General features: G+C 61.0%; 13 protein-coding genes. 2 read left to right on the top strand and 11 right to left on the bottom strand.

Features of this window, described 5'->3' with window-relative positions:
- Position 1 precedes the first annotated feature (1 nt).
- The 5 genes from NKH23_RS28925 to NKH23_RS28905 form a co-directional block, all read right to left on the bottom strand.
- Positions 2-982: an ABC transporter permease gene (locus tag NKH23_RS28925; protein WP_352978149.1), complete on the bottom strand. Its 981-nt coding sequence runs from the start codon at positions 980-982 to the stop codon at positions 2-4.
- A gap of 181 nt (positions 983-1,163) precedes the next feature.
- Complete coding sequence (locus NKH23_RS28920; protein WP_502912387.1) at positions 1,164-2,147, bottom strand: sugar ABC transporter substrate-binding protein; 984 nt, start codon at positions 2,145-2,147, stop codon at positions 1,164-1,166.
- Between the two features lie 39 nt (positions 2,148-2,186).
- Complete coding sequence (locus tag NKH23_RS28915) at positions 2,187-3,392, bottom strand: mandelate racemase/muconate lactonizing enzyme family protein (protein WP_353035983.1); 1,206 nt, start codon at positions 3,390-3,392, stop codon at positions 2,187-2,189.
- A 14-nt stretch (positions 3,393-3,406) separates the two neighbouring features.
- Entirely contained in the window at positions 3,407-4,126 is a 720-nt protein-coding gene (locus NKH23_RS28910) for a FadR/GntR family transcriptional regulator (protein ID WP_352719865.1), read from the bottom strand.
- 79 nt (positions 4,127-4,205) lie between these two features.
- Entirely contained in the window at positions 4,206-4,526 is a 321-nt protein-coding gene (locus NKH23_RS28905) for a hypothetical protein (protein ID WP_352719949.1), read from the bottom strand.
- Here NKH23_RS28905 and NKH23_RS28900 point away from each other — a divergent pair.
- Positions 4,465-5,454, top strand: a complete 990-nt coding sequence (locus NKH23_RS28900) for a Tim44 domain-containing protein (protein ID WP_353035993.1) — start codon at positions 4,465-4,467, stop codon at positions 5,452-5,454. The genes NKH23_RS28905 and NKH23_RS28900 overlap by 62 nt on opposite strands.
- A gap of 94 nt (positions 5,455-5,548) precedes the next feature.
- Here the strand turns inward: NKH23_RS28900 and NKH23_RS28895 are convergent, their stop codons facing one another.
- The 6 genes from NKH23_RS28895 to tssH all read right to left on the bottom strand — a co-directional run bounded on the left by NKH23_RS28895 (position 5,549) and on the right by tssH (position 11,456).
- Entirely contained in the window at positions 5,549-5,758 is a 210-nt protein-coding gene (locus tag NKH23_RS28895) for a hypothetical protein (protein WP_352719867.1), read from the bottom strand.
- 271 nt (positions 5,759-6,029) lie between these two features.
- Positions 6,030-7,127: an AI-2E family transporter gene (locus NKH23_RS28890; RefSeq protein ID WP_352719869.1), complete on the bottom strand. Its 1,098-nt coding sequence runs from the start codon at positions 7,125-7,127 to the stop codon at positions 6,030-6,032.
- 179 nt (positions 7,128-7,306) lie between these two features.
- On the bottom strand, positions 7,307-7,600 hold the full coding sequence (locus NKH23_RS28885) for a HepT-like ribonuclease domain-containing protein (protein WP_352719871.1): 294 nt from the start codon (positions 7,598-7,600) through the stop codon (positions 7,307-7,309).
- 7 nt (positions 7,601-7,607) lie between these two features.
- Positions 7,608-7,904, bottom strand: coding sequence for a nucleotidyltransferase family protein (locus tag NKH23_RS28880; protein WP_292655791.1), 297 nt, complete (start codon positions 7,902-7,904; stop codon positions 7,608-7,610).
- A gap of 438 nt (positions 7,905-8,342) precedes the next feature.
- On the bottom strand, positions 8,343-8,576 hold the full coding sequence (locus NKH23_RS28875) for a plasmid stabilization protein (RefSeq protein ID WP_352719874.1): 234 nt from the start codon (positions 8,574-8,576) through the stop codon (positions 8,343-8,345).
- 129 nt (positions 8,577-8,705) lie between these two features.
- The gene (gene tssH, locus NKH23_RS28870) at positions 8,706-11,456 is read right to left on the bottom strand and encodes a type VI secretion system ATPase TssH (RefSeq protein WP_352719876.1); all 2,751 of its coding nucleotides are present in this window, start codon (positions 11,454-11,456) and stop codon (positions 8,706-8,708) included.
- Positions 11,457-11,793: 337 nt separating this feature from the next.
- Between tssH and tssA the strand changes: the two genes are divergently transcribed.
- Positions 11,794-12,972, top strand: a complete 1,179-nt coding sequence (tssA, locus tag NKH23_RS28865; RefSeq protein ID WP_352719879.1) for a type VI secretion system protein TssA — start codon at positions 11,794-11,796, stop codon at positions 12,970-12,972.
- The last annotated feature ends 2 nt before the right edge of the window (positions 12,973-12,974 follow it).

Genomic DNA, 12,974 nt, shown 5'->3' with positions numbered 1-12,974 from the left:
ATCAGGTCTCCACCTTCATTGCCCTGCCCCGCTTTCGAAGCCAGGCATTCATGACGACCGCGAAGATAGTCAGAAAGCCGATTGCCATCTTGAACCAGTTGGCGTCAACCTGACTCAGCACCAGTCCGTTGTCGATGACGCGGATAAGGGCAGCCCCGATGATGCCGCCGAAGATGGTGCCGATGCCACCAGCCAGCGAGGCACCACCGATGACGGCAGCCGATACGGCTTGCAACTCCAGCCCCTCGCCGATCGAGGGCAGCGGCGCGCCGAGCCGCATCACCTGAATGGTGCCGGCAAAACCGGCGAGCACCGAACAGATCATGAAGCAGGCGACCTTCACCCGGGCCGTCGGGATGCCCATCGACTGCGCGGCGGGCAGAAAGCCGCCGGTGGCGCGCACCCAGTTGCCGAAATTCGTGCGCGACAGAAGCACCGTCACCAGGATTGCCACGGCGAGAAACCAGAAGAACGACATGCGAAAGAGGTCGCCCGGCCCGACGTAGATCGTAAACAGCCATTTGGGCAGAGCGTTAGCTGGGATGACAGGAGGGAAGCCACCGGAGATTACCACCGTCAGCGAACGCGCGATGAACAGCATGCCAAGCGTGGTGATGAAGCTTGGTATCGCGAAACGAATCGTTATGAACCCGTTGAAGAAGCCAATCAGGGCGGCGATCGCGAGGCCGGCGGCAAAGGCCGGCGCGAACGGCACGCCCGCCGCCAGCATCACCGCCATGGTCATCGGGGTCAGCGCAAAGACCGAGCCCACGGAAAGATCAAACTCGCCGCATATCATCAACAGGGTCACGCCGATCGCGACCAGCCCCATTTCGGGCAGCAGCCCAAGCATTCCGCGCACGTTCTGTGTGTTCAGAAATACGCCGTTCGAGCGGATCTGAAACACGAGCAGGAGGAGGAGCAGGAACACGACCGCCGCAAGCTCCGGCTTCTCCAGATAAATCTTCATCAAGCGCTTCATCATTCGCTCCGGCTTGGGATTGTTTGCGCTGGCTTGTCGCATCGGCAAGGGGATGGCGGCAGTCTGTCTTCTACCACCCTTGACGGGGAGATGCCGTTGGAGGATGGGCCCAAGGCCGTGCTGCCTGGCCCTCCCCTTGCCCTCTCCGCGTAAACAACGGGGAGAGGACGCCGGTTCGCGCCTACCGCACGCCTTTTGCGGCCAGTTCCTTGAGCTTCGGCACGTCTTCCTTGACGATGATGCCCTTGCCGGTGTCGATGTCTGCCGGCAGCAGACCGACGTTCTTGGCGAGATAGGCTTCCATCACCGGCATGAAGCCCTGCATATAGGGCTGCTGGTCGACCTGGACCTCGATGTAACCCGCTTCCATCTGTTGCAGGACCTCCGAGACGATGTCGAAGCCGCCCATCAGCACCTTGCCCGGCTCGATGCCGCGATCGATCAGGACCTGGGCCACGTAGGCATGCCAAAGGCCGGTGTCGAAATACACCGTGGTGTCCGGGTGGGCAGACAGATAGGCGCCAACACGATCGGCGACGACAGCGCCATCTGTGCCGGTGTCGAGCCGTTCAATGACCACTTCGCGTCCGGCATTCGCGGCCTTGTATTCCTCAAGGAACTTCATGACGCCGGCAGCGCGCTGTTCCGACCAGTTCTGACCAGGCGCGGAGACGCCGACGAGCGCCCTGATCTTGCCTTGCTTGGGGAAGAACTCGGACATCTTCTTGCCGAGTTCGTAGCCGGCGGGAATGAAGCCCTGACCGATGAAAGCCTGGCGGGCATTGCCGGCTGCACCCTCGGTGTCGTCGACGTTGGACGCGATGACCGTGACGCCGGCAGCGCGGGCGTCGGCGATGATCTGGTCGAAGGCATTGTTGTCGACGATCGAGGTGATCAGCGCGTCCGGTTTTGCCGCGAGAGCCGCCTGCATGTTGGCCGATTGTTGCTCGATCGAGCCTTCGGTCTGCGTGAAGACCATCTGGCAATTGGCCTGGATCTTGGCGCAGGCGTCGTCAAACCCCTTCTTCACCGCCTGCCAGAACGGGTTCGACGCCGACGAATGATGCGTGAAGACGATGCTCATCGGCTCCTGCGCGTGTGAGCCGATTGCCGAGCCTCCAGCCAGTACTGCTCCCAAGGCTGCCGAGATAAGTAGCTTCTTCATGGTTCTCCTCCTCCGTAGAAAGCTGCTTTAGGTTCATTTTCAGAGAGTCGATACGTCGGTCACCCGTCGAAGCGCTGTGAAGGCGCGATCGATTTCCGGGTTCAGTTCCATGCCGAGGCCCGGTCCGGGAGGCACGGTGATCATGCCGTTCTTCACCTCCGGCAAAGCGGTCACAAGGTCGCGGTACCAGGTCTTGTAAAAGGCCCTGACGCTCTCCTGGACAAGCGCGTTCGGCGCATTCAGTGACAGGTGGGTCGATGCGCCGAGCACAACTGGACCGGTGCAGTCATGTGGCGCGACCGGCAGGTGCCATGCTTCAGCCATGGCAGCGATCTTGCGCGCTTCCGAGAGCCCGCCGCACCAACTGATATCGAGCATAATGACACCGGCCGCTCCGGTTTCGAGAAGGTCGCGGAAGGCCCACCGGGAACCGAGCGTCTCCGAAGCCGATATCGGTGCCCGCGACGCCTCGGCATAGCGTTTCAGGCTGGACAGGCTGTCCATCCTGATCGGATCTTCGTGCCAGAAGGTCTTGTAGGGCGCAAGCTCGCGAGCGATTTGCATGGCCGGCAGCAGCTGCCACATTGAATGGAATTCAACCATGATGTCCATCTTGTCGCCGACCGCATTGCGGATTTTCTCGAATGGTGCCAGCGCGGAATTCAAGTCGGGCTGCGATATGTAAAGGCCGCGCGTTTTCTCGGCGGCCATGTCGAAGGGCCAGATCTTCATGGCCGTGATGCCTTCCTCCAACAACGAATGCGCCAGTTCGTCGGCGCGGTGAAGGAAGCCGTTCAGATCATCATAGGCGTCGCCGGCCTTATCGAGCCCGTAGTTGGCCGTTTTCTGCCCGGTGGCCTTCTTGATGTATTCGGTTCCGGCACACGTGTTGTAGGTCCTGATCTCGTGCCGGGTGAAACCGCCGAGGAGCTGTGCGATCGGCTGACCCGTCGCCTTTCCGAACAGATCCCAAAGCGCGATATCGAAAGCGGAGTTGCCCCTGACTTCCGCGCCCGTCGATCGGAAACCGAGATAGCCGACGAGGTCGGCGGCAAGCAGATCGATCTGCAAGGGGTCGCGCCCGATCACGCACGGCGCGACGTATTCGTGCAGATAGGTCTCGACGGTCTCAGCCATGAAGAAGGTCTCGCCCAGTCCGACGAGGCTCTCGTCCGTGTGAACCAGAACCCAGAGAAGGTTGGGCCGCTCCTTGAGCCGCAGCGTTTCCAGTTTCGTGATCTTCATTGCGCGCCCGCTCCTCAGGCGATGCCGGCCGCCAGCAGGGCCTTGACGCTCTCGTCAAAATGCCTCGCCATCAGGTCACGAGCCGACTGGGGATCACCGGTCTCGATTGCTTCGGCGAGTTCGATATGGATCTGGATCATCTCCAACTGCTCGGCATCCGAAGGGCGGCTGCGCCAGCCGATCGGCCAGGTCTGGCGCGATACGCGCTCGAACGCGCCGACGATGAGGCTGAAAACCGGATTCTTTGCAGCCTTGGCGATTTCGAGATGGAAGGCGAGATCGTGCTCCATGACCTCTTCCGGCCGCTGGAAATTCTCGCGCATGGCGAGCGCGTGGGTCCTGATCCTTTCCACTTCGTCGGCTGTTCTGCGCAAGGCCGCCAGCATGGCGGTGCGGGTCTCAATCGTGCGGCGCACGTCGTAGATTTGCTGCACCGTGATCTGCTCGGTGTGGACGCCATGCTCGATCACCAGCGACATGGCGCCATAATCCAGCTCGGCGACGGTAGCCCGTCTGCCTGCCCTCAGGTCGATAAGCCGCATGGCGGCGAGCGAGCTGAAGGCCTCGCGAACCACGGTACGCGAGACACTCAATTGTCTCGAAAGCGCGGCCTCGCTGGGCAGCCGGTCGCCCGGCCCGAGTTCATGCGCGCGAATATGGCGCGTGATCTCGCCGATCGTATTGCTGACCAGGCTCGCAGCGTCGGAATGTTTTGCGGATACCGCCGTGCTCACGCAATCTCCAGTTCAGGATCTGGCAAACCTGTATGGCAGGTTTGCCAGATGTGTTGATAGTACCTAGGAAAGCTGTATGTCAAGCTCTGGTCGGCCTCATCGCCGGAAAGACCGATGACCAGAGGCTTGCATGACCGATGCTCTTGACGCGACCGATGCCGGTCGGCCGGGTGCGGGGCGCCTGCGTGATCGGACAGGCGATCATCTCGCTTGAGTAGGAAGACACCGGCGGGCGGCCGACCGTGCCGTCCGAAAATATCTCGGCGGATGATTCACTGATATTTCGATCGACCCACCCCATATGGGTGGACAGAGTGTCACTTGAGGACTTGCCTATGCTGATTTCGCGTTCAGGACGGTTTGCAGTTTTGTTTGCAGGGTTGTTCCTGGCATTTTCCATGGTCGCTGTGGATCACGCCGATGCGCGTCGTGGCGGCAGCTTCGGCAGTCGCGGCATGCGCACGTTCCAGCCGGCGCCGCCGACCAGAGTTGCGCCGCAACCGGCCGCACCGGTCGAGCGCTCGATGACACCCAATGCGACAACGAACAATGCGGCCCGTCAGCCGCAGGCATTCCAGCGTCCAGGCTTCTTCAACGGCCTCGGCGGGTCGATGATGCGGGGGCTGCTTCTTGGCGGTTTGATCGGCGTTCTACTGGGCCATGGGTTCGGCGGCTTGGCCGGCATGTTGGGTCTTTTGCTCCAAGTACTGCTGATCGGCGGCGCGATCATGCTGGCGATCCGCTTTTTCCGCTCGCAGGGGGCGCAAAGCCCGGCGCCCGCTATGGCCGGTGCCTCGCGGGGTACGGGGACGTTTGGGCGAAGCGCAGCAGCCCGGCCTGAGCCGAGCAACGCCACAGCGTTCCCCACTCCAGGTATTGGGTCAGGATATGGCGGAACGAGCCAAGACAATGCTTCCGATGAGATCACACTCACCCAAACCGATCTCGACACGTTCCAACGGCGGCTGACGGAAGTTCAGGAAGCATTCGGGCGCGAGGACCATGCTGCCTTGCGCCGGCTGGCGACGCCGGAAATGGTCTCCTATCTGTCCGAGGAACTTGCCGATAACGCCAAAAAGGGCGTCAGGAACGACGTATCGGATGTGAGCCTGTTGGAGGCCGATATTGCGGAAAGTTGGCGGGAGGGTGATCGCGACTACGCGACCGCTGCTTTGCGCTATGAATCTCGTGACGTGACCCGCGATCGCGTAAGCGGCAAGATCGCCCAGGGCCAGCCCGATCAGCCGACGGAGACAACCGAACTGTGGACCTTCATGCGCCAGAACGGCGCGGACTGGAAGCTCGCCGCGATCCAGCAGCCTGGCTGATGTGCTTGCCTGAATTGAATGTCTCCAGGAGGCTTGTTCAGTTTTGCCGGCTGCGCGCTTGAAGCCCAGTCAGCCGAGGTGAAGCAGCGCCGCCCTATCGGCCCAGTGGCAGCTTCGAAGTCATAATCAGTTCGGCCTCGTCCATCACTCCGGCCATGTAATTTGCAATGATGCGCGACGCGAGCGCTTCATGCTCATGCTCGGATTGACAGTCACCCTTGAGCCCGTCGAATACCCGGCCCAGAAGCGCCAGCTCGGATGGATTAAAAATACCAGCAGTCTGGGCTTTTCGATGGATCGGCATGGCCAATTCTCCGTCTCGGATGTTCTCAGCCGAACGATAGAACCGCCCCTCCAAGATTTGCATTAAAGTTTGCTAAGATCATGCTGGATAGCCACAGAAAAACGCCCGTCACGTGGAATAAGGGCATTGCGTGGCGCCGCGGATGCCACCGCCGCACTGTGGGCGCACCGCGGTCGAACAGGTGAGAGGCGCTTGGAGAGTGGGCCGCGAGCCAACAAGCCTCCGATGTGCTTGGGTAAGGTGACGGCGAGCACCCCACGGTTGTCGTTGTTCAATCCGTTGCGGACTGGTGCGGTAACTCGGTAGGGCGCGTCGGCGCCGTCTCGAGCTGGTCAGTCAATCGATTCTTCAGCACATCAATGAGGCTGACGGTGATGGCGATCACCGCGGGGCCGAGGACAAGGCCGGATGCTCCGAACAGGACGATGCCACCGATCGAGCCGATAAAGGCCACCACCGTGTGGAGGCGCAACCTGTTCCCGACAAGCATCGGATAGAGCAGATTGTCGATGCCACCGACAATGACGCCGCCCCAGACGGTCAATATCGCCGCGCTGGCCCAAGCCCCCTCCAGAGCGAGATAGACCGCCGCGGGCACCCAGATCACGAATGCCCCGAGCACAGGCACGATGGCAAGAAGTCCCATGACAAGGCCCCAAAAGACCGGCGTGGGCAGACCGAGCCACCAGAACATCAGACCACCTAGTGTTCCCTGGACGGCGGCGACGAACACGGTGCCGAGCAGTGTTGCATGAACCGTCTCCGCAAAGCGGGACAAGACGTGTGCCGTCTCGGGAGCGCGCAGGGGCGAAAGGCCCGCAACGGCTTGCAGGCCCTGTTGGCGATCCCGCAGAAAATAGAACAGAAGATAAAATGTCAGGCCGAACATCGCGACCTGATAGATGGAGCCACGCAACAGCGATGTGCTTTGTCCCGTCAGCCATTGTACGAATGCCGCGACCGAACCGGCCGGATCGAATTGATTCTCAATCCATTGGGCAACGGTCGAAAGCGTGGGATAGTCAGACATGAAGCCGTCTGCGTCCCAACCACGGACGACCTCCTGCAGATAATTGGCTCCGTTTACCGCCTCGCGAACGAGCTGCTGTGCGACGAGTACCAGCGGCAGGCCGACGGCAATCGCAGCAACGCTTACAGATATCAATGCGGCCAGGTTTCGATTTCCGACCCGTCTCTCAACCCATCGATGAGCCGGAGACAGGATGATTGCCAGGACCAGCGCCCAGGTCAATGCCGGCAAAAAAGGCCACGCCAGCAGATAGCAGACATATAGACCGATTGCCGCCGCTGTGAGGACGCCGAGCAATCTCAATTGTTTCACGTCCGGCATCTGTTTCAGATCAGGCACCTTTCGCTGTCTCGCAAGCCCAGCGAGCCTAATTGGTTTCTTGAAAAAAGGGCAGCGTCGGCTGCCGGTTACGGTGCAGGCAGGATGGCGAAATCGCAAGCGTAGGGTGCTTAGGGCAATTCAGGGATTTGCCGCCTATTCATCAGCAAACCGCTCTCTCAGGGCTTCAATGGCGGTTTTCAACGCGGCTTCGTCAACACCCACACCCAGATGATATTGTCTGCCAGGCCGTGGTATTCATGCCGCAGTACATTTCCGATCGTGCGCACCTGACGCCCTGGGATGTCCGGCTGGAGGGCTTTGACTTCATCTGGCAAGCCCCGGCTGGCCTCGGAAATAATTTCGGTGCCGCGCTGCACAGCGTGCTTGAGAACCCAGTCGCCTTGATAGTCGGCCACGGTTTTGCCTGCGACAGCGGCCTGAATCCCGTTGATGGCCTCGAGGGGTATCGTCCAAGGCATGGCGGAATTCACGTGCCATTCAGAAGATGCGCACGGCCGATTGTTCGATTTGCGGCCGCAACCGGGGATGCAGGCCATCCCGCGTGGTTACGTCGACCGGGACGTGCAGTTCATCCTCCAGAAGGAGCTTAATGCCCACAAGATCGAAGGCATTGAAACGGCTCTTGGGATCATAATCGATGAAAAGGTCAAGATCGCTTCCTTGTCCGGCTTCATCTCGAACCGTTGACCCAAACAGGTAAAGCGCGGTCGCGCCCATGCGTCTCACGGCATCAGCTGTCCGCTGCAACCTGTTGATGGCGTCCACTCTGTTCATGGCCTTAACTCATATCAGCGAGCACAACTTATCCACTTTTTCCCGCTTTCTGTGCCGGCTGCGCTTAGCACACTGCCTGCAATCCCCAACGAAGCAGCTGATGTCATTGTTCATCGTGTTCATCGCGACCTGAGCCAGCAAGATGACCGCAGCCCGTAAAGGCCGTGCCTACCGTCGGGGCTGGACAGCGGCCGGCTCTGAACGGATCAGATCAGCTGCCAGCAGTTACGGCGAGAACGGAAATATTGCCGTAGGCGCTCCCTTTCCCCGTGCTTGACCGGCGCCGGCGCATCTTCCTTTGTACCAGCGGATGCCGCTATGCTGCACCTCTTGCGAACAGCAGCACCCATAATCAATCGGCAAGCCAGAGCAGCTTCTTCAGTCAGAGATGCGGTTTGCGAAACGCCTGCGCCAGTCGGGCAACCTTGCTCCAGCCGTTCAGCCGGCTGATCCGGTTTCATGAATCACTGCGTCAAGATCGATGTCTGTACCGGATTGCGCTGAAAGACGCCGATAGAAGATCGAAGCAGGCTCACGACCGGCCTCTCGGAGCTCGTAGTACTCGAGCGCGCGCTCGACCACGTCCACAATGGTGCGATTTTGACGGCGAGCCAGGCGGCGCGCAAGATCACGCGCCTTGCCGCTACGGACTGAGAGCTGTGGATCGGTCATATCGGATTCCTTCGCGGCATTATTTAGACCCACTTGGCTTACTAGCAAAGATGGGTGGTGTTGGCTTGCTGCCGCATGAGCGATTAACGCTACAGCTGACGAAAGGAGACGCCCGTAATATTCGCGCACTTATTCGAAGGAATAGGTAAACCCTTGGGCTGAGGCGCCAACCGTCACCTTCGTCATCTTTTCACCAGCGAGCGACCGGTTCAGCACGCCGCGGCTCAATTCCGGAAGAAGAGTGTTGGTCAGAATTGCGTCAATCATCCTGCCGCCCGATTCGATTTCCGTGCAGCGGGCCTTGACCAGATCCATGACACCATCGCCGATGACCAATTCCGCATGGTTGGTTGCGTGCAGCCGGCGAGCAATCTTGGCGAACTGGTGACGAGTGATCGCTTCAATCATCGAATCCGAAAGCGGGAAGTAAGGGATGGTCACCACCCGGCCGAGAAAGGCCGCAGGAAAGACCTTCAGCAACGGACTGCGCAACGCGGTGTCCAATTCGTCGAGCCCTGCCCGTTCCGCCCCGTTCCTTGTCCGGTCCATGATGACTTCGGAGCCGACATTCGACGTGAGCAGGATCAGCGTGTTCTTGAAATCGATCCGTCGGCCTTCACTGTCGTCCATCATCCCTTTATCAAAGACCTGGAAGAAGATTTCGTGCACGTCCGGATGCGCCTTCTCGACCTCGTCGAGCAGGATCACCGAATAGGGCTTGCGTCGCACCGCCTCGGTGAGAATTCCACCTTTGCCATAGCCGACATATCCGGGCGGCGCGCCCTTCAAGGTGGAGACCGTATGCGCCTCCTGGAATTCGGACATGTTGATCGAGATCAGGTTCTGCTCTCCGCCGTAGAGCGTTTCGGCCAGTGCCAAGGCGGTTTCGGTCTTGCCGACGCCCGAGGGACCGCAAAGCAGGAATACACCCACCGGCTTTTCCGGAGCGCCGAGACCGGCGCGGCTGGTCTGCACGCGCTTGGCGATCATCTCCATGGCGTGATCCTGTCCCACAACGCGCTCGGACAGAGTGGCCGCGAGCCGCAGCGCCTTCTCGGTCTGACTCGACAGCATCCGCCCCGTCGGGATGCCCGTCCAGTCCTGAACCACGGCCGCCACGGCGTTGCGATCGACCGATGGCAGGATCAGCGGTGTTTCGCCTTGCGCCTCGGCCAGTTCGCTCATCAGTTCGCGCAGCCGAGCGAGATCGGCAGCCGGATCGGGAGGCGGAGTACCATCTGCCGCCGGAACCTTCGTCCCGGCAGTGGACTGTTCGGTCCCTGGCACCTCGACGCTCTCTGTCTCAGTGGCGGCCTCCTGCCCTTCCACGGCATCGAGCGGCACGCCGTCACCGCGCAGCCTGGCACGCAGTTCGAGTATCTCGGCCACCAGCGCCTTTTCGCGCTCCCAGCGCTGCTGCGCGGCTGCGAGCGTGCGTTCGGTCTCGGCCAGTCCGGCCTCGACCCGTGCCTGCCGCTCGGCCACTTCGATGCCGATTGCAGCCTCGCGGCCGATAATGCCGCGCTCGACCTCCAGCGCCTGGCGACGGCGCATAATGTCCTCGACCTCGGCCGGCGTGGCGTGCTGCGATACGGCGACACGCGCGCAGGCGGTGTCGAGAAGGCTGACCGCCTTGTCCGGCAGCTGCCGCGCCGGGATGTAGCGATGCGACAGGGCGACCGCCGCGTCGATCGCCTCATCCAATATCTGGACCTTGTGGTGCTGTTCGAGAACGCCAGCCACGCCGCGCAACATGAGGATGGCAACCGATTCCGAAGGCTCGTCGATCTTTATCACCTGGAAGCGGCGGGTCAGTGCCGGGTCTTTCTCGATGTGCTGCTTGTATTCCGCCCAGGTCGTTGCCGCTATCGTGCGAAGTTCGCCGCGCGCCAGCGCCGGCTTGAGCAGATTGGCAGCGTCGCCGGTTCCGGCAGCACCACCGGCGCCTATCAGGGTATGGGCTTCGTCGATGAAGAGGATGACCGGCGCTTCAGAGGATTGAACTTCGTCGATTACGGCCTTCAGCCGTTTTTCGAATTCACCTTTTACGCTTGCGCCTGCCTGCATCAATCCGACGTCGAGCATGCGCACGCTCACTCCCTGCAGTGGAGGCGGCACATCGCCTTTGGCGATGCGCAGAGCAAAACCCTCCACGACTGCAGTCTTGCCGACGCCCGCCTCGCCGGTCAGGATCGGATTGTTCTGCCGCCGTCGCATCAATATGTCGACAATCTGCCTGATCTCCGGATCGCGGCCGACGACCGGGTCGATCTTTCCGTCGCGGGCGCGCTGGGTCAGGTCGGTGGCATATTTGGCCAGTGCCGAATCCCCGCCCGGAGCCCGCCGCGGCGCCTCTGTCGCGGTGACCGTTGGCGCAGCGCCGGCTTCGAGTGAGCCCTCCGTGACATCGGCGAAGCGCGCCACGACGGCGTCGGCGTCGATCTTGTCGAACTCGCCGCTGATCTTCGACAGCAGGCCTTCCAGCACCGGTGTCTTCAGGCAAGCAAGCAGAACATGTGCGCTGCGGACCTCCTCCACGCCGAATTCCAGTGTTGCCAGATTCCAGGCCTCCTGGATGGCGTGGAAGATATGGTCGGAAAACTCTTCGATCGAGGTTGCGCCATAAGGCAGCTTGTCCACCGCACGCGTCATATCGGCCGTAAGTCGGCTCGCATCCAGTCCCGCATCGCCGATCATCATTTGCACATCCGAGCGGTCGGAGAGCACCAGCTGCTCGATGAAGTGGACGAGTTCGACGTAGGGATTGCCGCGCAGCTTGGCACTGTCGGCCGCTGCCTTGAAGGCGCGCAACCCTAGAGGATTGAGCTTGCCGACCAGTTCCTTGCGCTTGAAACTCTGCGATGACCGGCGCTGTTCCATCGAACGTGCTCCTGCACTCTGCAAGTGGGTAACCTGCCACATAAGCAGCCGCTTGACAAAGTGCGGGATGAACAAAGGTTTCAATGCCCGATTATGCGGGCTCCCATCATTGGTGGAAGATCCTGCATCGCCGGCCGCAAACAACGCGGGTCCTGACATCCCAGCACGACGCGTTCCTGGTCCAGGGCTCGCCAATCACGCCCCCGGATTCCACAATCAAGACAAGGCTGCATTAGCTTTTGTTAATTTTTTCCGCACTCGCTGAATTGTGGAAAAGCGCAACCGTGTGATAACGTAGGGGCAGGTCGGCCTCAGGGCCGGTGACTGGGGGATCGGTGTGATCGACGTCGCACTCTGGCTTGCTCCGCTCGACGGTGAAAATCCGTCGGGAGAGGATTTGCGTAACGATCCGGCGTTTCACGAACTGGAGCGCCTGACGGAGCCCCAGGTCAAGGTTGTTCATGACGGCAACAACAGGCCGGTCTCGCAAAGCACCATTCCCGTCGACTGGCCAGCAGTGCTCACCAAGGCCGAGGAATTGCGCGCGCGTGGCCGCGACCTGCGCCTGATTGTAATTGTCACACGCGCACTGGCCAACGAGCAGGGACTGGCCGGCTTGGCGCAGGGTCTGACGCTTATTGGGCGGACATTCGACCAGCATTGGGAAAGCATGCACCCGGCGCTGCGGCCCAACACGTCGCCTCGCGAGGCCGCCTTGCGCCGCATCAACGCGCTGCTCGATCTTCAAAATGGTCAGGACGGGCTGCTGGCCAACCTGCGGCAAATGACTTTCTTTGCGCCACGCTCGATCGGGCCGATCAGCGGACGCGACCTGGAACACGCTGCGCTCGACGACCGCGTCATGCTGCAAGAAGCAGCGTCAGGATTGAATGCGGCCGAAAAGGCAGCGCTTGTCAGTGCGCACGGACAACTGTTGAACCGGGTTCGTGCCGGGTGCGCGGCACAGGCGGATCAAGCCAATGAGGAAATGCAGTCGCTCATCGCCGATGCGCGCGCGGCGGTCGCGGCACTGGAAGCGGTCGAGACAGCCCTCAACGCTCGCCTTGAAGGCAGCGGCGGGACCACCATTCCGGAATTAAAACGGTTCCTGCAGCGTTTGCTGACAACCCTCGAGCGCAACTCGGCTGCCGGCGCGATGGCGAATGGCTCGGCAAAGCCGTCCCCTTCGCCTGCAGAACCGGTAATGCCTGCCCGAAACGGTCATGGAGCCGATACAATGGCAAGTGTGGCTAGCTACGCGGACTCGAGCACCGGACTCCCCGACCGGATTTCTTCGCGCGACGACGTGGTGAAATGCCTGGACCTCGTCGTCGCCTTTTATGACCGCACCGAACCATCGAGCCCGATCCCCCACCTCGCCCGCCGTGTTCGCCGGATGGTGCATATGGATTTTGTTGAACTGATGGAAGATCTTGCCCCGTCGGGACTGAAGGAGTTCCGGCTTCTTGCCGGCGTTCCCGATGCCAAGAAGACGGCTCAGAAGGATGAAAGGTAGCA

The sequence above is a fragment of the Mesorhizobium sp. M1328 genome, assembly GCF_040318075.1.
Classification (GTDB): Bacteria; Pseudomonadota; Alphaproteobacteria; order Rhizobiales; family Rhizobiaceae; genus Mesorhizobium.
The sequence above is the reverse complement of the archived record's forward strand: the minus strand, read 5'-3'. Positions and strand labels throughout refer to the sequence as shown.